This window comes from Pseudomonas piscis (assembly GCF_009380155.1).
Classification (GTDB): domain Bacteria; phylum Pseudomonadota; class Gammaproteobacteria; order Pseudomonadales; family Pseudomonadaceae; genus Aquipseudomonas; species Aquipseudomonas piscis.
The window spans coordinates 341,133-365,838 of record NZ_WHUV01000001.1 but is presented as its reverse complement, the minus strand read 5'-3'; the positions used below and the strand labels follow the sequence as shown (position 1 = coordinate 365,838).

The 24,706-nt window shown below is 62.3% G+C and carries 22 protein-coding genes; 4 read left to right on the top strand and 18 right to left on the bottom strand.

Going from position 1 to position 24,706, the window contains the following annotated elements; translation table 11 throughout:
* Positions 1-78 precede the first annotated feature (78 nt).
* A complete protein-coding gene (locus GDH07_RS01685) occupies positions 79-2,487 on the top strand; it encodes a penicillin acylase family protein (RefSeq protein WP_152896551.1) in 2,409 nt (802 codons plus the stop codon).
* A 27-nt stretch (positions 2,488-2,514) separates the two neighbouring features.
* Here the strand turns inward: GDH07_RS01685 and GDH07_RS01680 are convergent, their stop codons facing one another.
* Entirely contained in the window at positions 2,515-3,483 is a 969-nt protein-coding gene (locus GDH07_RS01680) for a GlxA family transcriptional regulator (RefSeq protein WP_152896550.1), read from the bottom strand.
* A gap of 200 nt (positions 3,484-3,683) precedes the next feature.
* On the opposite strand from GDH07_RS01680, the gene GDH07_RS01675 reads away from it, so the two are divergent.
* Positions 3,684-4,325: an HD domain-containing protein gene (locus GDH07_RS01675; protein WP_022641700.1), complete on the top strand. Its 642-nt coding sequence runs from the start codon at positions 3,684-3,686 to the stop codon at positions 4,323-4,325.
* A gap of 64 nt (positions 4,326-4,389) precedes the next feature.
* On the opposite strand, the gene GDH07_RS01670 is transcribed toward GDH07_RS01675, so the two are convergent.
* The 8 genes from GDH07_RS01670 to GDH07_RS01635 form a co-directional block, all read right to left on the bottom strand.
* Entirely contained in the window at positions 4,390-5,280 is an 891-nt protein-coding gene (locus GDH07_RS01670; RefSeq protein ID WP_022641701.1) for an ABC transporter permease subunit, read from the bottom strand.
* Positions 5,277-6,197, bottom strand: a complete 921-nt coding sequence (locus tag GDH07_RS01665; RefSeq protein ID WP_022641702.1) for an ABC transporter permease subunit — start codon at positions 6,195-6,197, stop codon at positions 5,277-5,279. The genes GDH07_RS01670 and GDH07_RS01665 overlap by 4 nt, the downstream gene beginning before the upstream one ends.
* Positions 6,194-7,336, bottom strand: coding sequence for an ABC transporter ATP-binding protein (locus tag GDH07_RS01660; protein WP_053133831.1), 1,143 nt, complete (start codon positions 7,334-7,336; stop codon positions 6,194-6,196). Before GDH07_RS01660 ends, GDH07_RS01665 begins: the two co-directional genes overlap by 4 nt.
* 71 nt (positions 7,337-7,407) lie before the next feature.
* A complete protein-coding gene (locus GDH07_RS01655; protein WP_031320673.1) occupies positions 7,408-8,502 on the bottom strand; it encodes a polyamine ABC transporter substrate-binding protein in 1,095 nt (364 codons plus the stop codon).
* 189 nt (positions 8,503-8,691) lie between these two features.
* Complete coding sequence (locus GDH07_RS01650) at positions 8,692-9,789, bottom strand: polyamine ABC transporter substrate-binding protein (protein WP_022641705.1); 1,098 nt, start codon at positions 9,787-9,789, stop codon at positions 8,692-8,694.
* Positions 9,790-9,989: 200 nt separating this feature from the next.
* Positions 9,990-11,354, bottom strand: a complete 1,365-nt coding sequence (locus GDH07_RS01645) for an aspartate aminotransferase family protein (protein WP_022641706.1) — start codon at positions 11,352-11,354, stop codon at positions 9,990-9,992.
* A gap of 56 nt (positions 11,355-11,410) precedes the next feature.
* Positions 11,411-12,769 carry a glutamine synthetase family protein gene (locus tag GDH07_RS01640; RefSeq protein WP_022641707.1) on the bottom strand — a complete coding sequence of 453 codons (1,359 nt, stop codon included), beginning with the start codon at positions 12,767-12,769 and terminating at the stop codon, positions 11,411-11,413.
* 38 nt (positions 12,770-12,807) lie between these two features.
* Positions 12,808-13,590 (bottom strand): gamma-glutamyl-gamma-aminobutyrate hydrolase family protein, encoded by a 783-nt coding sequence (locus GDH07_RS01635; protein ID WP_022641708.1) that lies wholly within the window; start codon positions 13,588-13,590, stop codon positions 12,808-12,810.
* Between the two features lie 278 nt (positions 13,591-13,868).
* Here GDH07_RS01635 and GDH07_RS01630 point away from each other — a divergent pair, with 278 nt between their 5' ends.
* A complete protein-coding gene (locus tag GDH07_RS01630) occupies positions 13,869-15,245 on the top strand; it encodes a glutamine synthetase family protein (RefSeq protein ID WP_053133826.1) in 1,377 nt (458 codons plus the stop codon).
* Between the two features lie 141 nt (positions 15,246-15,386).
* A complete protein-coding gene (locus GDH07_RS01625) occupies positions 15,387-16,025 on the top strand; it encodes a TetR/AcrR family transcriptional regulator (RefSeq protein ID WP_152896549.1) in 639 nt (212 codons plus the stop codon).
* Between the two features lie 15 nt (positions 16,026-16,040).
* Here the strand turns inward: GDH07_RS01625 and coaA are convergent, their stop codons facing one another.
* The 9 genes from coaA to GDH07_RS01580 all read right to left on the bottom strand — a co-directional run bounded on the left by coaA (position 16,041) and on the right by GDH07_RS01580 (position 24,290).
* Complete coding sequence (coaA, locus tag GDH07_RS01620) at positions 16,041-16,958, bottom strand: type I pantothenate kinase (RefSeq protein ID WP_053133820.1); 918 nt, start codon at positions 16,956-16,958, stop codon at positions 16,041-16,043.
* A 118-nt stretch (positions 16,959-17,076) separates the two neighbouring features.
* Positions 17,077-17,292 carry a TOBE domain-containing protein gene (locus GDH07_RS01615; RefSeq protein ID WP_011064106.1) on the bottom strand — a complete coding sequence of 72 codons (216 nt, stop codon included), beginning with the start codon at positions 17,290-17,292 and terminating at the stop codon, positions 17,077-17,079.
* 88 nt (positions 17,293-17,380) lie between these two features.
* Positions 17,381-18,187, bottom strand: a complete 807-nt coding sequence (gene ssuB / locus GDH07_RS01610) for an aliphatic sulfonates ABC transporter ATP-binding protein (RefSeq protein WP_022641710.1) — start codon at positions 18,185-18,187, stop codon at positions 17,381-17,383.
* Positions 18,184-18,972, bottom strand: coding sequence for an aliphatic sulfonate ABC transporter permease SsuC (gene ssuC / locus GDH07_RS01605; protein WP_152896548.1), 789 nt, complete (start codon positions 18,970-18,972; stop codon positions 18,184-18,186). Before ssuC ends, ssuB begins: the two co-directional genes overlap by 4 nt.
* 9 nt (positions 18,973-18,981) lie before the next feature.
* On the bottom strand, positions 18,982-20,130 hold the full coding sequence (ssuD, locus tag GDH07_RS01600; RefSeq protein WP_152896547.1) for an FMNH2-dependent alkanesulfonate monooxygenase: 1,149 nt from the start codon (positions 20,128-20,130) through the stop codon (positions 18,982-18,984).
* Positions 20,131-20,154: 24 nt separating this feature from the next.
* On the bottom strand, positions 20,155-21,120 hold the full coding sequence (locus GDH07_RS01595) for a sulfonate ABC transporter substrate-binding protein (RefSeq protein WP_053133817.1): 966 nt from the start codon (positions 21,118-21,120) through the stop codon (positions 20,155-20,157).
* 90 nt (positions 21,121-21,210) lie between these two features.
* Positions 21,211-21,804 carry an NADPH-dependent FMN reductase gene (gene ssuE, locus GDH07_RS01590; protein ID WP_022641714.1) on the bottom strand — a complete coding sequence of 198 codons (594 nt, stop codon included), beginning with the start codon at positions 21,802-21,804 and terminating at the stop codon, positions 21,211-21,213.
* A 207-nt stretch (positions 21,805-22,011) separates the two neighbouring features.
* Entirely contained in the window at positions 22,012-22,650 is a 639-nt protein-coding gene (locus GDH07_RS01585; protein WP_022641715.1) for a peroxiredoxin, read from the bottom strand.
* Between the two features lie 275 nt (positions 22,651-22,925).
* Entirely contained in the window at positions 22,926-24,290 is a 1,365-nt protein-coding gene (locus GDH07_RS01580) for an OprD family porin (protein ID WP_152896546.1), read from the bottom strand.
* Positions 24,291-24,706: the final 416 nt, after the last annotated feature.

Sequence of the window (24,706 nt, the reverse complement as noted above, 5' to 3'; positions counted from 1 at the left end):
CACCGCAGGCCATATGTGTTACATGTCTGCTGCCCGACCAGGGCGGCACCGAACATAACAACGCAGCAAGGAGCCCGCATGAAACGCAGCCTCACCGTCGTCGCCGTGTTGATCCTCGCCCTGTTGCTGGGCCTCGGCGGCTACCTGTACAGCAAGCAGCCGGTGCGTCAGGGCCAGGTGGAGCTCAGCGGCCTGCAGGGCTCGGCCACGGTGCGCTACGACGAGCGCGGCGTACCGCATATCCGTGCGGAGAACGAAACCGACCTGTACCGCACCCTGGGCTACGTGCATGCCCAGGACCGGCTGTTCCAGATGGAAGTGCTGCGCCGCCTGTCCCGTGGCGAGCTGGCCGAGGTTCTCGGACCCAAGCTGCTGGACACCGACAAGCTGTTTCGCAGCCTGCGCATCCGCGAGCGAGCCGACAGCTACGTGGCCGGGCTCGACCGCCAGTCTCCCGCCTGGCAAGCCCTGCAAGCCTACCTGGACGGTATCAACCAGTATCAGGACAGCCACCCACGGCCCATGGAGTTCGACATCCTGGGCATCCAGAAGCGACCCTTCACCGCCGAAGACACCGTCAGCGTCGCCGGTTTCATGGCCTACAGCTTCGCCATGGCGTTTCGTACCGAACCGCTGATGACCTATATCCGTGACCAGCTGGGCAACGACTACCTGAAGGTGTTCGACCTGGAGTGGCAGCCCAAGGGCGTCCTGGCCAACGGCAAGACCCCAGCCACGCCGCACCTGGCCGCCATCGACTGGCAGGACCTGGCGAAAATCGGCCACCTGAGCCAGCAGGCCCTGGCCGACGCCGGCCTGCCACAATTCGAAGGCAGCAACGCCTGGGCCGTGTCCGGTAGCCGGACCAAGAGCGGCCGCCCGCTGCTGGCCGGCGACCCGCATATCCGCTACTCGCTGCCATCGGTGTGGTACGAAGCCCAGCTCTCGGCCCCGGGCTTCGATCTCTACGGCCACTACCAGGCGCTGGTGCCGTTTGCCTTCCTGGGCCACAACCTGGACTTCGGCTGGAGCCTGACCATGTTCCAGAACGACGATCTCGACCTGATCGCCGAGAAGGTCAACCCGGAGAACCCCAACCAGGTCTGGTTCCATGACCAATGGGTGGACCTGATCAGCAGCGAGCAGCAGATCGCCGTCAAGGGCCAGGCGCCGGTGACCCTGACCCTGCGCCAGTCGCCCCATGGCCCGATCATCAACGACATGCTCGGCAGCACCGTGGGCAAGGCCCCGATCGCCATGTGGTGGGGATTCCTGGAGACGCCCAACCCGATCCTCGACGGCTTCTACCAGCTCAATCGCGCCGACACCCTGCCCAAGGTCCGGGCGGCCGCGGCCAAGGTCCATGCGCCGGGACTGAACATCGTCTGGGCCAATGCCAAGGGCGATATCGGCTGGTGGGCCGCCGCCCTGCTGCCCAAGCGCCCGGCCGGAGCCAAGCCGACCTTCATCCTCGATGGCAGCACCGCCCTGGCGGACAAGGACGGCTTCTACCCCTTCAGCGCCAACCCCCAGGAAGAAAACCCGGCCCGGGGCTACATCGTCTCGGCCAACTTCCAGCCGACCTCCCCCACCGGCATGGAGATTCCCGGTTACTACAACCTGCCCGACCGGGGCCAGCAGCTGGATCGCCAGCTCAGCGACAAGACGCTGAAGTGGGATCTGGAGAACACCCAGAAGCTGCAACTGGGCACCACCACCGCCTACGGTCCGCGCTTGTTGGCGCCTTTGCTGCCAGTGCTGCGCGAAGTGGTCGTAGCCCCCGAGGAACTCAAGCTGGTGGAGCAACTGGCGCAATGGCAGGGTGACTATCCGCTGGAATCCACCAGCGCCACCCTGTTCAACCAGTTCCTGTTCGAACTGGCCCGGGCGACTTTCCATGAGAAGCTCGGCGATGCCTATTTCGACGCCCTGATCCAGGCCCGGGTGGTGGACGCCGCCCTGCCGCGCCTGGCGGCAGACCCTGACTCGCCCTGGTGGGACGACCGCACCACAGCGCAGCGGGAAAGCCGTGCCGATACGGTGAAGCAAGCCTGGCGCGCGAGCATCGACCACCTCAAGCGCACCCTCGGGCCAAACCCGGCGCAATGGCGCTGGGGCAGTGCCCACACCCTGACCCATGGCCACCCGCTGGGCATGCAGAAGCCCCTGGACCGCGTGTTCAACGTCGGGCCGCTGGAGGCTCCCGGCAGCCATGAGGTACCGAACAACCTCACCAGCAAGATCGGCCCGGCACCCTGGGCGGTGGTCTACGGCCCTTCGACCCGGCGCATCATCGACTTCGCCGACCCGGCCCATAGCCTGACCATCAATCCGGTCGGCCAGAGCGGTGTGCTGTTCGACAAGCACTATGACGATCAGGCCGAAGCCTATATCGAAGGGGTTTACCAGCAGGCGCACTTCAGCGAAGAGGAAGTCACCGCCAACACCCGCAGCACCCTGAAACTGCTACCGGCCCGCCGCCCCTGAACCAGGCGCCCTGGTAGCCGCCGCTGGCTACCAGGACGGCGGGGCGAAGTTCGCCCGGAACTGCTGCGGGGTCAGCCCCAGGCGGCGCTTGAACACACGGAGCAGGTGCTGGGCATCGCGAAATCCGCAGCGATAGGCCAGGGTCTTGAGCGGCGCCGACGAGCGCTCCAGCAGCGCCCGAGCGGCATCTACCCGCGCCCGCTCGACGAACTCTGCAGGGGTTATTCCAGCCTCACGGACAAAGACCCGGGAAAAGTTGCGTGGGCTCATGTGCGCCGCACGCGCCAGCTCGCCGATGCTCAGGTTGTCCTGCAGGTGATCCAGCACATGTTGCTGGACCTGGGCCACGACGGAAGTGGCTGTAGCCTGGGGCAGCAGGAACGGGCTGAACTGCGACTGGCCTCCGGCGCGTTGGGTGAACACCACCAGGCGCTTGGCCACGTTCAAGGCCACCTCGGCGCCCCGGTCCTTGGCCAGCAGATACAACGACAGGTCGATGCCGGCAGTAACCCCCGCCGAGGTGAACAACCTGTCGTCCTCGACATACAGGCGGTCGACCTCGACCCGGGTCGAGGGATACAAGGTCGCGAGCGCCGGCGCATCGTTCCAGTGGGTGGTCACCGTGCGTCCCTCCAGCAGGCCCGCCCGAGCCAGGATGAACGCGCCGTTGCAGATCGAACCGAAGCCCGCGGCCCGGGCACAAGCCCCGCGCAGCCAGGCGTCGAAGATCGGACCGAAGTCGCTGCCGGGGACTTGCGGCCCACCCGCCACCAGCAACAGGTCGAAGGCTTCCACAGCCTCCTCGAAGGAGCGCCGGGCCTGCAGCACCAGGCCGTTGGAGCAAACCTGCGCGCCGGCCTGGAGCCCGATCACCTCCAGGTGGTAATGGTCTTCGACCGGCAAGAACCGATTGGCCTCGCAAAATACGTCCATGGGGCCCGTCACATCGAGGGCCTGGACACCGGGAAACACCAGGATGGCAACGGATCTGGCCATGGCACGCACCTTCTTCTATGGGCCGGGCAGGCGGGCCCGACGCTGGATTGTCGCAACCAGGCCCCCGAGGCGACAGCCCATGGCCGTAAATGCCCCCAGGTTGGCCCGGATCGCAGCCCCGGATCGATTGTCCCCATGCCTGGCCAGGCACAGACTCTGGGCTCCAGCGCCAGCACGGCGCCCGCCACGAGGACCGCCCCATGAGCTCCACCATCGCCGGGATCAAGATTCCCGACAGCGCCCTGGCCCGGGCCACCACCGACTACATTCGCGATATCGAATCCGATTTGCTCTACCACCACTCGCGCCGGGTATTCCTGTTCGGCGCCCTGAGCGGCGAACGCCGCCAGCTGCAATACGACCCACAGCTGCTGTACGTCGGCGCGATGTTCCACGACCTGGGCCTGGTGCCCGGCCACCGCAGCGACGACCAGCGCTTCGAAGTCGACGGCGCCAATGCCGCCCGGGACTTCCTCAAGCCCTACGGGCTGAGCGACGACGATATCGAGCAAGTCTGGCTGTCCATCGCCCTGCATACCACTCCCGGCATCCCCCAGTACCTGCGCCCCACCGTGGCCCTGGTCACAGCCGGGGTCGAGATGGACGTCCTGGGCATCGACTACACGGCCTTCCCCAGCGCCCAGCGCGAGGCGGTGGTGCATGCCCATCCCCGGGGCGAAGGTTTCAAGGAGTGCATCATCTGCGCATTCGCCGACGGCCTGCGCCATCGGCCGCAGACCACCTTCGGCAACGTCAAGACCGATGTCCTGGCCGACCAGCAGCCTGGGTTCCAGCCGACGAACTTCGTCGAAGTGATTCGCCGCTCGCCCTGGGTTTCCTGAGCCAGGACACGAGGCCAGAAACCACAACGCCCCTGGAAAGGGGCGTTGTGCTATTGCAACAGGCTCAAGCGGCTTGCGGCGCCTTGGGCCGGCGCACGTCCGGCTGTTTCCAGGAGTCGGCGGCGCTCTCTTCGATGGCTTGCTGGATCGCCCGCTTGCGGGCCTCCTCGGCGCGCCGGCTGAAGAACCAGACCAGGAAGGTCACCAGCGATACCGCCAGCAAAATCAGGCTGGCCACGGCGTTGATCTCCGGCTTGACCCCCAGGCGCACCGCCGAGAAGACTTCCATCGGCAAGGTGGTGGAGCCCGGACCGGACACGAAGCTGGCCAGCACCAGGTCGTCCAGCGACAGGGCGAAGGACATCATGCCGCCCGCCGCCAGGGACGGCGCGATCATCGGGATGGTGATCAGGAAGAACACCTTGAACGGCCGCGCGCCCAGGTCCATGGCCGCTTCCTCGATGGACAGGTCAAGCTCGCGCAGGCGCGCCGACACCACCACCGCCACGTAGGCGGCACAGAAGGTGGTATGGGCGATCCAGATGGTGGCGATGCCACGTTCCTGGGGCCAGCCGATGGCCTGGGCCATGGCCACGAACAGCAGCAACAGCGACAGGCCGGTGATCACCTCGGGCATCACCAGTGGCGCGGTGACCAGGCCGCCGAACAGGGTACGCCCCTTGAAGCGGCTGATCCGGGTCATGACGAACGCCGCCAGGGTGCCCAGGGCCACTGCCGCCACGGCGGTGTAGCAGGCGATTTCCAGGGAGCGCAGCACCGAGCCCATCAGCTGGGTGTTGTCCAGCAGGCCGACATACCAGCTGACCGACCAGCCACCCCACACCGTCACCAGCCGCGAGGCGTTGAACGAGTAGATCACCAGGATCAGCATCGGCAGGTAGATGAACAGCAGGCCCAGGACCAGCATCAAGTTGGAGAAACTGAAGCGCTTCATTCCTTGGCCTCCATTTCTTTGGCCTGGCTACGGTTGAACAGGATGATCGGCACGATCAGGATCGCCAGCATCACCACCGCCAGGGCCGAGGCCACCGGCCAGTCGCGGTTGTTGAAGAACTCCTGCCACAGCACCTTGCCGATCATCAGGGTCTCCGGACCGCCGAGCAACTCAGGAATCACGAACTCGCCCACCACCGGGATGAACACCAGCATGCAGCCGGCGATGATGCCGTTCTTGGACAGCGGTACGGTGATCCTCCAGAAACTGTTGAAAGTCCCCGACCCCAGGTCGGCGGCGGCTTCCAGCAGGCTCGGGTCGTGCTTGACCAGGTTGGCGTACAGCGGCAGCACCATGAACGGCAGGTAGGAATAGACCACGCCGATGTACACCGCGGTGTTGGTGTTGAGAATCTGCAGCGGCTCGCTGATCCAGCCCATGGACATCAGGAAGCCATTGAGCAGGCCGTTGTTGCTGAGGATGCCCATCCAGGCATAGACGCGGATCAGGATCGCGGTCCAGGTCGGCATCATGATCAGCAGCACCAGTACGGTCTGCATTTCCTTACGGGCACTGGCGATGGCATAGGCCATCGGGTAGCCGATCAGCAGGCAAAGGATGGTGCTGATGAATGCCATCTTCAGCGAGCCGAGGTAGGCGGCGATGTACAGCTCGTCGTCCCCGAGCATCGCGTAGTTGCCCAGGTTCAGCAGGATCTGCAGCTTCTGGTCGACGTAGCTGTAGATCTCGGTGTACGGCGGGATGGCCACGTCCGCTTCGGCGAAGCTGATCTTCAGGACGATGAAGAACGGCAGCATGAAGAACAGGAACAGCCAGATGAACGGGATCCCGATGACCAGCTGGCGGCCTCCGGGAATTATTCGGTCGAGTCGGCGCTTGAGCTTTCGCATGTTCATGAGCGCAGTACCACGCCGCTGTCGTCTTCCCACCACACGTAGACCTGGTCACCCCAGGTCGGCCGCGCCCCGCGGCGCTCGGCGTTGGCGACGAAGGATTGCACCAGCTTGCCGCTCGGCAGCTCGACGTAGAACACCGAGTGGCCGCCCAGGTAGGCGATGTCGTGGACCTTGCCACTGGACCAGTTGTACTCGCAGGTCGGCATCTCGGCGGTCACCAGGAGTTTTTCCGGGCGGATGGCGTAGGTCACCGACTTGTCCTGGACCGAGGTGCTGATGCCGTGGCCGACGTAGATGTTGCGGTCCACGTCCTTGCAAGTGATCAAGGCATGGCCTTCGGCATCGTCCACCACTTCGCCCTCGAAGATGTTGACGTTGCCGATGAACTCGCAGACCAGGCGGCTGACCGGGGTCTCGTAGATATCGATCGGGCTGCCGATCTGGGCGATCCAGCCCAGGTGCATGATGGCGATGCGCTCGGCCATGGTCATGGCCTCTTCCTGGTCGTGGGTCACCATCACGCAGGTCACGCCCACGCGCTCGATGATCTCCACCAGCTCCAGTTGCATCTGCGAGCGCAGCTTCTTGTCCAGGGCGCCCATGGGCTCGTCGAGAAGCAGCAGCTTGGGTCGCTTGGCCAGGGAGCGGGCCAGGGCCACGCGCTGGCGCTGGCCGCCGGAGAGCTGGTGCGGCTTGCGCTTGGCGTACTGGCTCATTTGCACCAGCTTGAGCATCTCCGCCACCCGGGCGTCGATCTCCGCCGAAGGGATCTTGTCCTGCTTGAGGCCGAAGGCGATGTTCTGGGCCACGGTCATGTGCGGGAACAGCGCATAGGACTGGAACATCATGTTGATCGGCCGCTCGTAGGGCGGCATGTCGGTGATGTCCACGCCATCGAGGAAGATCCGGCCCTCGGTAGGCCGCTCGAAGCCGGCCAGCATGCGCAACAAGGTGGACTTGCCCGAACCGGAGCCGCCCAGCAGGGCGAAGATCTCGCCTTTCTTGATCTCCAGGGACACATCGTCCACGGCCACCGTCTCGTCGAACTTCTTCGTGACCCGGTCGATCTTGACCAGCACCTGCTTGGGTGTCTGGTCGCCCTCGAGGGCTTTCTTATAGGCGCCGGAGGCAACTGCCATTTGCGAAACTCCCAACAAAATTTTCAGCCCGCCCCTGGTGGACGGGTCCCGGATAGTTTGAGCCTGTAGAACTATTTACCCGTCTTGACCTTGGTCCAGCTGCGGTTCATCAAGCGTTGGATACTGGCTGGCAACTCTATGGACACGTAAGTCTTGTCGAGCACGGCCTGCGGTGGATAAACCGCTTCATCGGTGCGGATGGACTGGTCCATCAACTTGTCCGACCCGGGGTTGGGGTTGGCATAACCGACATAATCACTGACCTGGGCGATCACCTCAGGTTGCAGCAAATAGTTGATGAAGGCGTGAGCCTCCTTGACGTTGCTCGAGTCCTTGGGAATGGCCAGCATGTCGAACCACAGGGCGCCGCCTTCCTTGGGAATGGTGTAGGCGATGTTCACGCCCTTGCCGGCATCGGCTGCCCGGGCCCGGGCCTGGAACACGTCGCCGGAAAAGCCGACGGCCACGCAGATATTGCCGTTGGCCAGGTCCGAGATGTACTTGGACGAATGGAAGTAGGTCACGTAGGGACGTACCGCCAGGAGCTTGGCCTCGGCCTTCTTGTAGTCCTGGGGGTTGGTGCTGTTGGGATCCAGGCCCATGTAGTTGAGCACCGTGAGCATCATTTCGTCGGCGGAATCGAGGAAGGCCACGCCGCAGCTGCTGAGTTTCTTGATGTTCTCCGGCTCGAACAGAACGCTCCAGGAGTCGATCTTCTCCACCCCCAGGGCGGCCTTCACTTTATCGACGTTGTAGCCGATGCCGTTGGTGCCCCACAGGTAGGGCACTGCGTACTGGTTGCCCGGATCGTTGACCTCGAGGCGCTTGAGCAACTTCGGGTCGAGGTTGGCGTAGTTGGGCAACAGGCTCTTGTCGAGCTTCTGGAACGCCCCGGCCTTGATCTGCTTGCCCAGGAAGTGGTTGGACGGCACTACCACGTCGTAGCCGGTGCGACCGGCCAGCAACTTGCCTTCCAGGGTTTCATTGGAATCGAATACGTCATACAGCGGCTTGATACCCGTGGTCTTTTCAAACTCAGACAGGGTGTTCTGACCGATGTAGTCGGACCAGTTATAAATATGCACGGTCGATGCCGCCTGGGCGCTTGCCACCAGCGTCAGGCTGGCGGCGGCCAGCATGGCTTTGCGAAATAAAGTAGTAGGCAAGTGGAGGTCCTCTTGAATAGTTGGGCCAAAGTTGCCCCGCGCTACCTGACAGCCCCCAAGCTGCCCAGCAACAAAACCGGCGCGCAACTTACCCTCGATAAACCAATCCAGCAAAACTTTCTGTCATTTAATTGTTTCCTGTTACCGCCCTCGCCATGACGACGGCAACAGGTATCGCTGCAAATCGGCTTATTTACCGGATTTGATCTTGGTCCAGCTGCGGGTCAGGATGCGCTGGGTCGCGGCCGGCAGGTCGGCGATCGCGTACAGCTTGGCCTGGACATCGGCAGGTGGGTAGACGCCCGGGTCGCTGGTGATGTCTTTATCGACCAGAGGGGTCGCGGCCGCGTTACCGTTGGGGAAACGCACGGCGTTGGTGATCTCGGCCATGATTTCCGGCTTCTGCAGGAAGGTCATGAACTTGTAGGCACCCTCGACGTTTTCCGCATCCTTGGGAATGGCGACCATGTCGTAGAAGCTGCCAGCACCTTCCTTGGGAATGTTGTAGCTGACCTTGACCTTGTCACCGGCCTCGGCGGCGCGGGCCTTGGCCTGGTAGATGTCACCCGAGTAGCCGACGGCCACGCAGATGTTGCCGTTGGCCAGGTCCGAGATGTACTTGGAAGAGTGGAAATAGCCGATCGAAGGACGGATCTTGAGGAACAGCTTCTCGGCCTCGTCCAGTTGCTTCTTGTCCTGGCTGTCAGTCGGATAGCCCAGGTAATGCAGCGCTACCGGGATCATCTCGGTCGGCGAATCGAGGAAGCTGATGCCGCAAGACTTCAGCTTCTCGGCGTTCTCCGGCTTGAACAGCAGGTCCCAGGAGTTGGTCGGAGCGTCGGCACCCAGTGCGGCCTTGACCTTCTCGGCGTTGAAGCCGATGCCGATCGAGCCCCACATGTAAGGGAAGGCATGCTTGTTGCCCGGGTCGCTCACCGATACCGCCTTGAGCAGCGATTCGTTGAGGTTCTTCCAGTTCGGCAACTTGGATTTATCCAGTTCCTGGTACACACCAGCCTTGATCTGCTTGGCCAGGAAGTTGTTGGAAGGCACTACCACGTCGTAGCCGGACTTGCCGGCCAGCAACTTGGCTTCCAGGGTTTCGTTGCTGTCGAACACGTCATAGACCACTTTGATGCCGGATTCGGCTTCAAATTTCTTGATGGTGTCTGGCGCGATGTAGTCGGACCAGTTGTAGACGTGCAGCACTTTATCGTCCGCTTGTGCCGCCGTCGCCATCACGCCCATCAGGGACATGGCGAGGAGGGTCTTGCCAGCTAACTTCATACCTAATGCCTTCATGCGTAATGCTCCAATTGTTCTTTTTAAGCACATTCTCGGTGACCCGCTGCCGGGTGCCACTGTCCGGGACCACTGAAAACGGCGGCTAGTCTGGCAAGATCCAAGGCCGGCTTTCAAGGCACGTTCCGGCCTTTATATCCGCTTCGCGCGCAGTGCCCGCAAGCACTGCGCTCAAAGCCTAGCACTCAGCCCTGCAGCGCACTCAAGGTCAGGTCCAGGCACTTGCGCGCCTTGGCCACCAGCTCGTCGATTTCCGCCTCGCTGATCACCAGCGACGGGGCGATGATCATGGTGTCGCCCACGGCACGCATGATCAGGCCGTTGTCGAAGCAGAACTGCCGGCAGATCATGCCCACGCCCCGACCTTCGTAACGCGCCCGGGTAGCCTTGTCCTTGACCAGTTCGATCGCACCCAGCATGCCCAGGCCGCGAACTTCGCCCACCAGCGGGTGGTCGCTGAGCTCGCGCAAACGCTTCTGCAAATACGGTGCCGTCTGCTCATGCACCTTCTCGACGATTTTCTCTTCGCGCAGGATGCGGATGTTTTCCAGGCCCACCGCCGCTGCCACCGGGTGGCCGGAATAGGTGAAGCCGTGGTTGAAATCACCGCCCTCGCTGAGCACCTTGGCCACGGTGTCACGCACGACCACACCGCCCATGGGGATGTAACCGGAGGTCAGGCCCTTGGCGATGGTCATGAGGTCAGGTGCAAGGTCGTAGTAGTCGGAGCCGAACCACTGGCCGGTACGGCCGAAACCACAGATCACTTCGTCGGCGACGAAGAGGATTTCGTACTTGGCGAGGATTTCCTTGATCTTCGGCCAGTAGGTTTCCGGCGGGATGATCACACCGCCCGCGCCCTGGATCGGCTCGGCGATGAAGGCCGCGACGTTGTCTTCGCCGACTTCGAGGATTTTCTTCTCTAGTTGCTCGGCAGCCCACACACCGAACTCATCCGGCGTCATGTCGCCGCCTTCGCCGAACCAGTATGGCTGCGGGATATGCACGATACCCGGGATCGGCAAGCCACCCTGCTCGTGCATGCCGCTCATGCCGCCCAGGCTGGCGCCGGCCACCGTGGAGCCGTGGTAGCCGTTGATACGGCCGATGATGGTCTGCTTCTTCGGCTTGCCCTTGAGCGCCCAGTAGTGACGGACCATGCGCAGCACGGTGTCGTTGCCCTCGGAGCCGGAGCCGGTGAAGAACACGTGGCTCATGCCTTTGGGCGCGACGTCGATGATCGCCTTGGCCAGCTCCAGCGCCGGCGGGTGGGCGGTCTGGAAGAACAGGTTGTAGTACGGCAGTTCGCGCATCTGCTTGCTGGCCACTTCGGCCAGTTCATCGCGGCCGTAACCTACGGCCACGCACCACAGGCCGGCCATGCCGTCGAGGATCTGGTTGCCTTCACTGTCCCACAGGTACACACCCTTGGCATGGGTGATGATCCGCGGCCCCTTCTCCTTCAACTGGTTGAAGTCGCTGAAGGGTGCCAGGTGGTGATCACTGCTGAGGGTTTGCCACTCGCGGGTTTGCGGGTTTTTATGAGTCATCAATGTCTCCTTGGTATCAGTGAAGGCGCCACCGACGGGCAGCGGCGCCTGGCGTGTCAGACGGCGAACAACAGGAACTCCCTCTCCCAGGAACTGATCACGCGCTTGAAGTTTTCATGCTCGGCTCGCTTGACCGCGACGTAGCCGGTGATGAACTTGTGGCCCAGGTACTTCTCGATGGTCTTGCTGTTTTCCATGCGTTCCAGGGCGTCCTCGATGGTCAGCGGCAGGCGCAGGTTGCGGCGCTCGTAACCACGGCCCACCACTGGCGCGCTCGGATTGTGCCCTTCGACCATGCCGATGAAGCCGCACAACAGGCTGGCGGCAATAGCCAGGTAGGGGTTGGCATCGGCACCCGGCAGGCGGTTTTCCACCCGGCGGTTCTGCGGTCCGGCATCTGGCACCCGCAGGCCCACGGTGCGGTTTTCCTCGCCCCACTCGACGTTCACCGGCGCCGAGGTATCGGGCAGGAAGCGGCGGAACGAGTTGACGTTGGGGGCGAACAGCGGCAGCAACTCGGGGATGAACTTCTGCAAGCCGCCGATATGGTTGAGGAACAGCTGGCTCATGGTCCCGTCGTCGTTGGAGAAGACGTTCTTGCCGGTGCTGATGTCGACGATGCTCTGGTGCAGGTGCATGGCGCTGCCCGGCTCGCCGGTCATCGGCTTGGCCATGAAGGTGGCGGCCACATCATGCTTGAGCGCCGCTTCGCGCATGGTGCGCTTGAACACCAGGATCTGGTCGGCCAGGGACAGCGCGTCGCCGTGACGGAAGTTGATCTCCATCTGCGCCGTGCCGTCCTCGTGGATCAGGGTGTCGAGATCCAGCTCCTGCAACTCGCACCAGTCGTAGACGTCCTCGAACAGCGGGTCGAATTCGTTGGCGGCCTCGATGGAGAACGACTGGCGCCCGGTTTCCGGACGCCCGGAGCGGCCCACCGGCGGCTGCAGCGGGTAGTCGGGGTCGTCGCTGCGCTTGGTCAGGTAGAACTCCATTTCCGGCGCCACGATCGGCTGCCAGCCATGGTCGGCATAGAGTTTGAGGACCTTCTTGAGCACGTTGCGAGGCGACAGCTCGATGGGGTTGCCTTGCTTGTCGTAGGTGTCGTGGATCACCTGGGCGGTGGGCTCGATGGCCCAGGGCACCAGGTACACCGCGTTATGGTCCGGGCGGCAGATCATGTCGATGTCCGCCGGGTCCAGCAGTTCGTAATAGATGTCGTCTTCGACATAGTCGCCAGTCACGGTCTGCAGCAGCACGCTCTCGGGCAGGCGCATGCCTTTTTCGGCGATGAACTTGTTGGTCGGCGAGATCTTGCCCCGGGTGATGCCGGTCAAGTCGCCGATCAAGCATTCGACTTCTGTGATCTTGTGGTCTTTCAACCAATCGGTGAGCTGGTCGAGGTTGGTACTCATAAATGCCTCTAGGCTGAGTTTCCTGACTCTCTATTAAGTCAGGCGTTGTGTGACGCTTCGGCGTCGCGCTGTTTTGCCCGCTCGCGGCAGGCATCACCAAAAGCCTGGAAGATGGCCAGGTAGTGAGGATTGCAGCTTACCTGCCATTCGGGGTGCCATTGCACCCCCAAAGCAAAAGCCTTGCTCCTATCGACGGAAATCGCCTCGACCAGCCCGTCCGGAGCACGCGCCTCGACCCGCAAGCCCGGAGCCAGACGCTCCACGCCCTGGGCATGGATGGAATTGACCTGCAGGGTTTGCGGCAGGCCCAGGTCGGCCAACACACCACCAGCCTCGACATGCAGTTCATGGGCCGGGGCGTACCAGTCATCCAGGGGCTGGCCGGGTTCATCCGCATGGCGGTGGTCCATGAACGGCGGCACCTGGTGCACGTTCTGGTGCAGGCTGCCGCCCAGGGCGACGTTCATTTCCTGGAATCCGCGGCAGATGCCCAGCACCGGGACCCCGGCCTCGACGGCGGCCTGGAGCAGCGGCAAGGTGGCGGCGTCCCGTGCAGAATCATGAGCAGTGCCCGGCGCGCTGGCCTGGCCCTGATAATGGAAAGGTTCGATATTGGAAGGGGAGCCGGTAAAGAGGATACCGTCCAGTCCGTCCAGAATATCGGACGGTGCCAACAATGGAGCCAGGGATGGGAGGATCACCGGCAGGCCCTGGGCCGCGGTGGCCACTGCCTGGACATACTCGTCGCCACTGATGTGGTAAGCGTGCAGACCGATCTGCCTGGAGCAGGCGGTGACGCCGATTAACGGCCGGCGAGACATGAAACACCCCGGTATTATTGATGTTATGGGTTTGAGCCGAGCTTAGCCTTGTTCATTTTTTTACACAACACCCCTGTAAAAGATACAACACAGCTCACTCAAGCCTGGGGCAGGCAGGGTGGCAGAGCCCATAAAAGCGCCCTGTTTTACTGCAAAAATGCCCCGCCAGCCCTTTATTAGGGCAAAAAAGGCCTCGCTTGACTTCGGCATGCCGTTCGGGTTGACTGAAACCAGAAAAGATCAATGATTGATATTTTTAACAACAAAGGTGTTGCATCATGTCGGTACCCCCGCGTGCCGTTCAGCTTAACGAAGCGAACGCGTTCCTTAAGGAACATCCTGAGGTTCTGTACGTCGACCTTCTGATTGCGGATATGAATGGTGTGGTGCGCGGCAAGCGCATCGAACGCACCAGCCTCCACAAGGTTTACGAAAAAGGCATCAACCTCCCGGCTTCCCTCTTTGCTCTGGATATCAACGGCTCCACGGTGGAAAGCACCGGCCTGGGCCTGGATATCGGTGACGCCGACCGGATCTGCTATCCGATCCCCGACACGCTCTCCAACGAACCCTGGCAGAAGCGCCCCACCGCACAGCTGCTGATGACCATGCACGAGCTGGAAGGCGAGCCGTTCTTCGCCGACCCCCGTGAAGTGCTGCGCCAGGTAGTGAGCAAGTTCGACGAACTGGGCCTGACCATCTGCGCCGCGTTCGAACTGGAGTTCTACCTGATCGACCAGGAGAACGTGAACGGCCGTCCACAGCCTCCACGCTCGCCGATCTCCGGCAAGCGCCCGCAATCGACCCAGGTCTACCTGATCGACGACCTCGACGAATATGTCGATTGCCTGCAGGACATCCTCGAAGGCGCCAAGGAACAAGGCATCCCGGCCGACGCCATCGTCAAGGAAAGCGCCCCGGCGCAGTTCGAAGTCAACCTGCACCACGTCGCCGACCCGCTCAAGGCCTGCGATTACGCAGTACTGCTCAAGCGCCTGATCAAGAACATCGCCTACGACCATGAAATGGACACCACCTTCATGGCCAAGCCTTATCCAGGCCAGGCGGGCAATGGTCTGCACGTCCATATCTCGGTGCTGGACAAGGATGGCAAGAACATCTTCACCAGCGAGGATCCCGAGCAGAACGCCGCGCTGCGTCACGCGATCGGCGGTGTGCTCGAGACCCTGCCAGCGTCGATGGCGTTCCTGTGCCCGAACGTCAACTCGTACCGGCGTTTCGGCGCCCAGTTCTACGTGCCGAACGCGCCGAGCTGGGGCCTGGACAACCGTACCGTAGCGCTGCGCGTACCGACTGGTGCACCGGACGCGGTACGTATCGAGCACCGGGTAGCCGGCGCCGATGCCAACCCCTACCTGCTGATGGCTGCCGTCCTGGCGGGCGTGCACCACGGCCTGACCAACAAGGTCGAGCCAAGCACGCCAATCGAGGGTAACGCCTACGAACAGGTTGAGCAGAGCCTGCCGAACAACCTGCGCGATGCCCTGCGCGAGCTGGACGACAGCGAGATCCTCAACAAGTACATCGATCCGAAGTACATCGACATCTTCGTCGCGTGCAAGGAAAGCGAGCTGGAGGAGTTCGAGCACTCCATCTCCGACCTCGAGTACAACTGGTACCTGCACACCGTCTGAACGGTCGGCAGCCAAGAACGCCGCGTAGCCCAAGGCTCGCGGCGTTTTTTTATGCCCGTGATACGTGATCGTGGCTCATGCCTGCCGCTACAGGAAACAGCGCCCTGGCGTACAATGCCGGCTGTCCAACAGGAGACCCCGATGACCCGCACCGCCCCCCTTCGCAAGCCCCAGGCTCGCAGCCAGGCCCGGATCGACTCGATACTCGACGCCGCCCGCACCCTGCTGGCCGCCGAGGGCGTGGCCAGCCTGTCGATCTACAGCGTGGCCGAAAGGGCGCAGATTCCACCCTCATCGGTCTATCACTTCTTCGCCAGCGTCCCGTCCCTGCTGGAAGCCCTCACCGCCGATGTCCACGCTGCGTTCCGCGCCTGCCTCCAGGCCCCCATCGACCACGGCCAGCTCACCAGTTGGCGGGATCTGTCACGCCTGGTGGAGCAGCGCATGCTGGCCATCTACGACGAAGACGCCGCGGCCCGCCAGTTGATCCTGGCGCAACACGGCCTCACCGAGGTGACCCAGGCCGACCGCCAGCATGACCTGGAGTTGGGTGAGCTGATGCTCCAGCTGTTCGACCGGCACTTCGAACTACCTGCACTGCCCCGGGATGTGGACGTGTTCGCCCTGGCCATGGAGCTGGGCGATCGGGTCTACGCACGCTCGGTGCAGCAGCACGGGCAAATCACTGCCCGCATGGCCGAGGAAGGCATGCGGGTATTCGACGCCTACCTGGGCCTGTACCTGCCGCCCTACCTGCCCAAGCGCTCTACGCAGCCCTGAAGCCGGACCTGAACTTCAGACCTGGCGCAGCAGCAGCTTGTCGATGTGGTGGTCCACGGTCTTGTGGATGATCAGGTTGGCCCGCTCCCGGGTGGGCAGGATGTTCTCGACGAGGTTCTTCAGGTTCACCCGGTCCCAGGTATCGGACGCCATGGCCAGGGCCTCGGGGTCGGAGAGCCCCTTGAACTTGTTGAAGTAGGAATCCGCCGACTGGAACGCGGTGTTCTTCAGGTAGACGAAGCGCTCCAGGTACCAGGTCTTGATGGCTTGCGGCGCGGCGTCGACATAGATCGAGAAGTCGATGAAGTCCAGGGCATGCAGGCCCTGCCCTTGCGCGCCCTGCAGGACATTCAGGCCTTCGAGGATGACGATGTCCGGCGCCTCCACCGACTGCGTTTCATCGGCCAGGATGTCGTAGCGGACATGGGAGTAGATGGGAATCTGCGCAGTCTCGCCGCGCCGGCACACCGCCTGCAGGAACTCCAGGAACAGCGGTTCGTCGTAGGACTCGGGAAACCCCTTGCGGTGCAGGATGTTCTTTTCCTGCAGGGTGGCCAGGGGAAAAAGGAACGAATCGGTGGTCACCAAGTGCACATTGGGCTTGCCTGGCCAGTAGGCCAGCAATGCTGCCAGGACCCGGGCAAAGCTGCTCTTGCCCACCGCGACACTACCGGACACGCCGATCACATAGGGCACCCTGGCCCCGGCCTGCGGCGCCTTCAATGCCTGCACCCGGGTTGCGTGCAAATGCAGCAGGCGCGACAAAGGAAGCAGGATCTGCCTCACCTCCTCGGGCGCCATGGGCTGGGTCGGGCTGGTCAGCGTCTCCATCTCGGACGGTGCCAGGCTCATGGGTTCCCCGGCCCGGAGAGCGGCCCAACGGTCGCGATCGAACTCCAGGTACCCTGCGTTTGGACCCTGCTTTGTTGTCATGTCTGTACTGTTCAGGCCGTGCGAAAGCAGGGAAAGTATCAAATCTGACCGGTATTTACAGCGTCCATGAAAAAAGCCCCGCAGGGCTCGTACCCTCCGGGGCTGTCTACGGCAGCATTCACAACTTGGCGATCGAGACCTCGGTGGACTTCACGAAGGCGATCACTTCACTGCCGATGGACAGTTCCAACTCCTTGACCGAGCGCGTGGTGATCACCGAAGTGACAATGCCGGAAGCGGTCTGCACGTCGATTTCCGACAGTACATCACCCTCGACGATTTCCTTGATGGTGCCCTTGAACTGGTTGCGAACGTTGATGGCTTTGATGGTCATGGTATTTCTCCTGGGGTCGAAAAACAGAACTGCAAGTTTCAAGCGGTCAGCTGCAAGCCCAAGCACGACACTCTTGCTTGCCGCTGCTCTAGAGCGCCCAACGCAACTGCGTGGGCAAAGGTGAAACGGGTTCCGGCTCGGGCGGCGACCCGGGCAATGACAACACGCGATTGAGCACTTCGGTCTCCAGCGCCGCCAGGCGATGGGAACCTCGCACTCGCGGGCGCGGCAGCTCTACGTGCAGGTCCAGGCCGACCTCGCCGTCTTCGATCAGGATCACCCGATCGGCGATCGCCACCGCTTCGCTGACATCGTGGGTCACCAGCAGCACGGTGAAGCCATGCTGCTGCCACAAGCGCTCGATCAACTGCTGCATCTCGATCCGGGTCAGGGCATCCAGGGCCCCCAGCGGCTCATCCAGCAGCAACAGCCGTGGTTGATGGATCAGCGCCCGGGCCAGGGCGACGCGCTGCTTCTGGCCACCGGACAAGGCCGCCGGCCATTCATTGGCCCGATCCGCCAGGCCCACCGCCTCCAGGGCCTCCAGGGCCTGGGGCCGCCAGTTGCCCTTGAGTCCGAGCCCGACGTTGTCGATCACCTTCTTCCAGGGCAGCAGGCGCGCGTCCTGGAACATCAACCGGGTGTCCTCGCGAGCCTCGGCCAGCGGCGCGGCGCCAGCCAGCAACTGGCCAGCGCTGGGCTGGTCGAGGCCGGCCAGCAAGCGCAGCAAGGTGCTCTTGCCACAGCCGCTGCGCCCCACCACCGCGACGAACTGGCCAGCGGGAATGTGCAAGTCGATTTCCCGCAGCACCTGCCGCGAGCCGAAGGTCTTCTGCAGCTTGCGCACCGCCAGCGGGATGCCCCGCAGCAGCCGCGGCGGTTGCTGGGCAGTCATTGCGCACCTCCCCTGGCGACCTGGTAGGCCGGGTGCCAACGCAGCCAGACCCGCTCCAGGCCACGCGCGGCAAGGTCCGCGAGTTTGCCCAGCACGGCGTACATGACGATGGCCAGCACCACCACGTCGGTCTGCAGGAACTCCCGGGCATTCATCGCCAGGTAGCCGATACCGGAACTGGCGGAAATGGTCTCGGCGACGATCAAGGTCAGCCACATGAAACCCAGGGCGAAGCGCACCCCCACCAGGATCGAAGGCAAGGCACCGGGCAGGATCACCTGGCGAAACAGGGCGAAGCCCGACAGCCCATAGCTGCGGGACATTTCCACCAGTGCCGGATCGACGTTGCGGATGCCGTGGTAAGTGTTGAGGTAGATCGGGAACAAGGTCCCCAGGGCGACCAGGAAGATCTTCGCCGACTCATTGATGCCGAACCACAGGATCACCAACGGGATCAGCGCCAGGTGCGGCACGTTGCGGATCATCTGCACCGAGCTGTCCAGCAGGCGCTCGCCCCATTTCGACAGGCCGGTGATGAAGCCCAGCGCCAGGCCGATGCCGCCGCCGATCAGGAAGCCCAGCCCGGCGCGCCAGCCGCTGATGGCCAGGTGGGTCCAGATATCGCCGCTGCGGATCAGGTTGGCCCCGGCCTCGATCACCGCGCTGGGTGCCGGCAGGATGCGCGTCGACAGCCAGCCGGCCGAAACCGCCAGCTGCCACACCGCGAGCAACAGCAGCGGCAGCACCCAGGGCGCCAACCGTTGCACTATGCGTTCTCCGTTCATGGCCGCACCTCAGCTCTGGGACGCGGCTTTGGGGATGATGTCGTTGGCCACCATCTCGCCGAACGGGCTGACGTAACCGGCAGCCTCCGGCAGCTTGGGCCGCTCGATGTCCAGGTGCGGGAACAGCAGTTCGGCCACCCGATAGGACTCTTCCAGATGCGGATAACCGGAGAAGATGAAGGTATCGATCCCCAGGTCCGCGTACTCCTGCATCCGCGCCGCCACCGTAGGCCCGTCGCCTACCAGGGCGGTGCCAGCGCCACCGCGCACCAGGCCGACGCCGGCCCAGAGGTTGGGGCTGACTTCCAGCTTGTCGCGACGACCGCCGTGCAGGGCCGCCATACGCTGCTGGCCCACAGAGTCGAAGCGCGCCAGGGATGCCTGGGCTCGAGCGATGGTCTCGTCATCCAGGTGGGAGATGAGTTTGTCCGCGGCTTTCCAGGCCTCTTCGTTGGTTTCGCGCACGATCACGTGCAGCCGAATGCCGAAGCGCACGCTGCGCCCTTGCCGAGCGGCCTTTTCCCGTACTTGGCGGATCTTCTCGGCCACGGCGGCGGGCGGCTCGCCCCAGGTCAGCACCATGTCCACCTGTTCGGCGGCCAGGTCCTGGGCCGCCTCCGAAGAGCCACCGAAATACAGCGGCGGACGCGGTTGCTGCAAGGGTGGATAGAGCAGCTTGGCGCCCTTCACGCTGATGTGCTGGCCGTCGTAGTCGACGGTCTCGCCTTCCAGTACCCGACGCCAGATCCGGGTGAACTCCACCGAAGCCTGGTAGCGCTCTTCATGGTCGAGGAACAAGCCATCGCCGGCCAGCTCGTCGGGGTCGCCACCCGTCACCAGGTTGAACAGCGCCCGCCCGCCGGACAGTCGGTCCAGGGTCGCCGCCTGGCGCGCCGCCACCGTCGGGGAAATGATCCCGGGGCGCAGGGCCACCAGGAATTTCAGGCGCTGGGTCACTGGAATCAGCGAGGCCGCCACCAGCCAGGAATCCTCGCAGGAGCGCCCGGTAGGGATCAGCACGCCACCGAAACCCAGGCGGTCGGCGGCCTGGGCGATCTGCTGCAGGTAACCATGATCGACGGCGCGGGCGCCTTCGGCGGTGCCAAGGTAATGGCCGTCGCCGTGGGTAGGCAGGAACCAGAAGATATTGAGGCTCATGGAGTGGTCTCCTAAGGGGTCGGGTTACGGCGCTTTGGCCACGGCGGCGCCGGGCGTCCAGATCACGTCTTTGATGTTCAGGGGCTTGGGAATCAGCTTGAGCTGGTAGAAGCTGTCGGCGATTTTCTGTTGTGCGGCGATCACTTCCGGGGTCAGGAAGCCTGCGCCGTAGCCCTGGCGCTTGACCGAGGTCAGGGTGATCTCGGGGGACAGGCCCAGCAGCGGCGCCACCTGTTGGGTGACCTCCTGCGGGTTGGCCCTGGACCACTCGCCCACCGCCCGCACTTCCTCTACCAGGGTCTTGATCACCTCAGGGTGCTGTTGCGCATAGGGCTTGGTGGCCAGGTAGAACTGATGGTTGTCGACGATGCCACTGCCATCACGCAGGGTTCGCGCTTGCAGCTGCTGTTCGGCGGCGGCCTGGTATGGGTCCCAGATCACCCAGGCATCGACGCTGCCACGCTCGAAAGCGGCGCGGGCATCGGCCGGAGGCAAGAACACAGTCTGGATGTCGCTGTACTTCAGGCCGGCATCTTCCAGGGCGCGGACCAGCAAGTAATGGACGTTGGAGCCTTTGTTCAGCACCACTTTCTTGCCCTTGAGCTCCTGCACCGAGCGGATCGGCGAGTCCTTGGGCACCAGGATCGCTTCGCTCAGGGGCGCCGGCGGCTCATAGGCCACGTAGAGCAGGTCGGCGCCAGCAGCCTGGGCGAACACTGGGGGGGTCTCGCCGGTCACGCCGAAGTCGATGGAGCCGACGTTCAGCCCCTCCAGCAGTTGCGGACCACCGGGAAACTCGGTCCACTGCACGTCGACACCTTGCTGGGCCAGGCGCTTCTCCAGGGAGCCCTTGGCCTTGAGCAGGACCAGGGTGCCGTACTTCTGATAACCGATACGCAGGGTCTCGGCCTGGGCTTGGACAATGGCACCGAAGGACACAGCCGCAGCAAACAGAGCGACCAGACCACGGCGCAAAATGACAGGGCGCATGGCGCTCTCCTTTTGGCTCTTGGGTTATGGCTGCACCTGCTTGCCCGTTGGCGGGCGAGTAAGGCCAGTGATGCAAATCAGGGGTGTAGCTCAGATACTCCAGCGAGCACTGAGCAGGCGCTCGTTCAGCAGGCCCGGGTCCAGCGGCCTGGGTCGGCGCGCCAGGGCGCTGTGGAACTGCTCCAGGGCTTCACGCAGGCGCTGCTCCAGGGCCTCGGCCAATTGTGGCTGGGCGCTGCCTTCGCCATAGGCGATCTGACTGTCCTCGGCAAAGATGCCCTGCAGCATTTCCTGGGCCTTGAGCGCCGACAGCACCGGTTTCAAGGCGTAATCCACCGCCAGCATATGGGCGATGCTGCCACCGGTGGCCATGGGCAGCACCACCTTGTGGTGCAAGGCGCGCTCGGGCAGCAGGTCGAGCAGGGTCTTGAGCGCTCCGGAGAAAGACGCCTTGTACACCGGGGTAGCGATCAACAAACCATCGGCCTGTTCGATCTGCTGCAGCAGGTCGATGATCCTGGGGCTGTCGAAGCGGGCATGGAGCAGGTCTTCGGCGGGGAAATCCCGCACCTGGTAGCTGACCACCTCCACGCCCTGCTGCTGCAACCAGCGCCTGGCCAACTCCAGCAGCACCCCGGAACGGGAGCGTTGGCTGGGACTGCCACCGAGAGAGACCACCAGCATGCAGGGATTCCTTGAGCGATTGGGGCGATTCGCGGGATGCGATCTCACCGGACTGAGCAGACCTTAACAGTCTATTTTTATATCCATAAATCTTATTTTTTCATTTGTTTATTCCTTATATGAATATAAGGAACACCGTTTCGCAGGCCAAAAAAAAGGCCGTCGAAACGGCCTGAAAACCCCTGCTTTGTGGATCTGTCACGCGCCTCAACGGTTGGGTTGTGGAGTCAGCCGCAGGTAGGGCTTCACCGCGCGATAGCCTTTTGGAAAACGCCGCTTGATTTCCTCTTCGTCCTTGAGGGACGGCACGATCACCACTTCGTCACCGTCCTGCCAGTTGGCCGGGGTGGCCACCTTGTAGTTGTCGGTGAGTTGCAGCGAGTCGATCACTCGCAGGATCTCGTGGAAATTGCGCCCGGTGCTGGCCGGGTAGGTGATGGTCAGGCGGATTTTCTTGTTCGGGTCGATGATGAACAGCGAGCGCACGGTCAGGGTGTCGCTGGCATTGGGATGGATCAGGTCGTAGAGGTCCGAGACCTTGCGGTCGGCGTCGGCCAGGATCGGGAAGTTGACCCGGGTGTCCTGGGTCTCGTTGATGTCCTCGATCCAGCGGTGATGGGAATCCACCGGGTCCACCGACAGGGCAATGGCCTTGACCCCGCGCTGGGCGAACTCGTCCTTGAGCTTGGCGGTAAAACCCAGCTCGGTGGTGCAAACCGGGGTGAAGTCCGCCGGATGGGAAAACAGCACGCCCCAGCTATCGCCCAGCCACTCGTGGAAACGAATCTTGCCGGCACTGGAATCCTGTTCGAAGTCGGGGGCGATGTCGCCCAGTCTGAGGCTCATGGGTGCTGCTCCTGTGAGTGCGTGATGACGCTACTCTGCCTGGGGCGCAGTTTATTTAAAAAGAATAAATATCGATTTATTAAGATCGAAAATGAATATTAAAAATCTCTTCACTGGACTCGCGAACAGGCCGGGAACACTCTTGGCCACAAGGTTCGAGAAGGCCTTGAGTAGCTGCAAGAAAGAGGGGAATTCAGGAAGGGCTCACGGGGGTGGGCCTGACTTGGAACGAAGCCTCGCCCGGCATTGCGCCGGGCGAGGTTTTTTATTGCCGATTACAGCAGCGGGATCGAGTAGCTGACGATCAGGCGGTTTTCGTCCTGGTCGCGCTGGCCCGGAATGTCGTTACGCCACATGGCGTTCTTCCAGGTCAGGCCCAGGTTCTTCAGCGGGCCTTCCGGAATTACGTAGGCTACGGTCAGGTCGCGTTCCCACTCAGTACGACCGGAACCACTTTCTTTACCGTTGCTAGCCACAGTATCGATGTTGTTGCCACGCAGATAGATCACTCCTGCTGTCAGGCCAGGAAGACCAACCTTGGCAAAGTCATAAGAGTAGCGAGCTTGCCAAGTGCGTTCGCCGGCACGACCGAACTTCTGGATCTGCATATCGGTGATGGTGTAGTTGGACGAGCCGTCACCCTGGTTCAGCCAAGGGAAGTCACTGCTGCCGTTGCTGACCTGGTAACCACCACCGAAGGTGTGACCTTCCAGGGAATACAGGAACAGGCCGCTGTAGAGGTTGTTATCAACCTTACCTTTACCACTAGGCATACCGGTGTAGTTGCCGTTGCTGTAGTAGGCCGGAGTATTGGAGTTTGCGCCGTCATCCGAGCTGTGGAAGTAACGCAGGTCAGACTTGAGGACACCAGGGCCAATGGCCCAGTTATGAACCAGGCCGAGGAAGTGCTGCTTGTAGAACTCTTCCAGATTGCCGTAGTAGTACTGAGCAGTAAGGTCTTTGGTGATTTTATAGTCACCACCGGCATAGATGAACTTGTTGCTGTTGGCCACGCGAGCATTCGCGCCACCAATCGACAGTTGCTCATTGTTGCTGGAGTTACGACCCTTCACGTGCTCAATCTGACCACCGATCAGTGTCAGATCCTTGATGTCGCTAGAAGTGATCTGACCACCTTGCCAAGTCTGCGGCAGCATACGGCCATCGTTGGTCACGATAACCGGCAGTTTTGGCTGCAGGGTGCCCAGCTTCAGCTCGGTTTGCGAGATCTTGGCCTTGGCGGTCAGGCCCAAGCTGGAGTAGTTATCAACTGCTTCGCCATTGGACTTGCTCGGGAAGATAGTGCCGCCATAGGAAGTGGCAGTAGCGCCGTTAGTGCCGCCACCCGAATCCAGCTTGATGCCCAGCAGGCCGATTGCGTCGAGACCGAAGCCGACGGTGCCTTCGGTATAACCGGAAGTGAAGTTGAGCTGGAAGCCTTGACCCCACTCTTCGTTCTTGCTCTGAACGCCTGCCTTTTTGTTAGCCGCGCTATTGGCCTCACTATCACGGTTATCGGTATTGATATAGAAGTTACGCAGCCCCAGAGTGGCCTTGCTGTCCTCGATGAAACCAGCGGCGCCTGCCTGCTGCGCCAAAACCCCTACGGCCACAGCCAGGGCCAAGGTGGACTTGTTCATGTATCGCTCCTCTCGTTTTCTAATTCTTGTGGTTCCTGGCCCCAGATCGATACGCCCGAGTGCCATAGATGTGCGATTAGCGCCAGACCGTGACTGACAAGTCAATCGTAACGATCTGTGTCTTCGACCAATGTCTAATCGCAGTTATTTGGTCCATGCAGGTTAATGAATAACTCATAAACCCAAAAAGAATTATTCCATTCTTTCTCATACCCTTCAGGAATAAAGCTCGCCATCCGTCAGCCAAAAGCTCCAGCGTAGACCCTCGCGAGCCCATTCCTGAAAAATATTTTCCCGCCGCTCTCTCTTCCAGACCCTTAGCCAGATCAATGAATAACGTCATAAGGGATCAAAAAAGCGACGCAATCATGGCTAAGAGCCTATCCTCCCGTCAATTTGTTACAGTTTTAGTATCG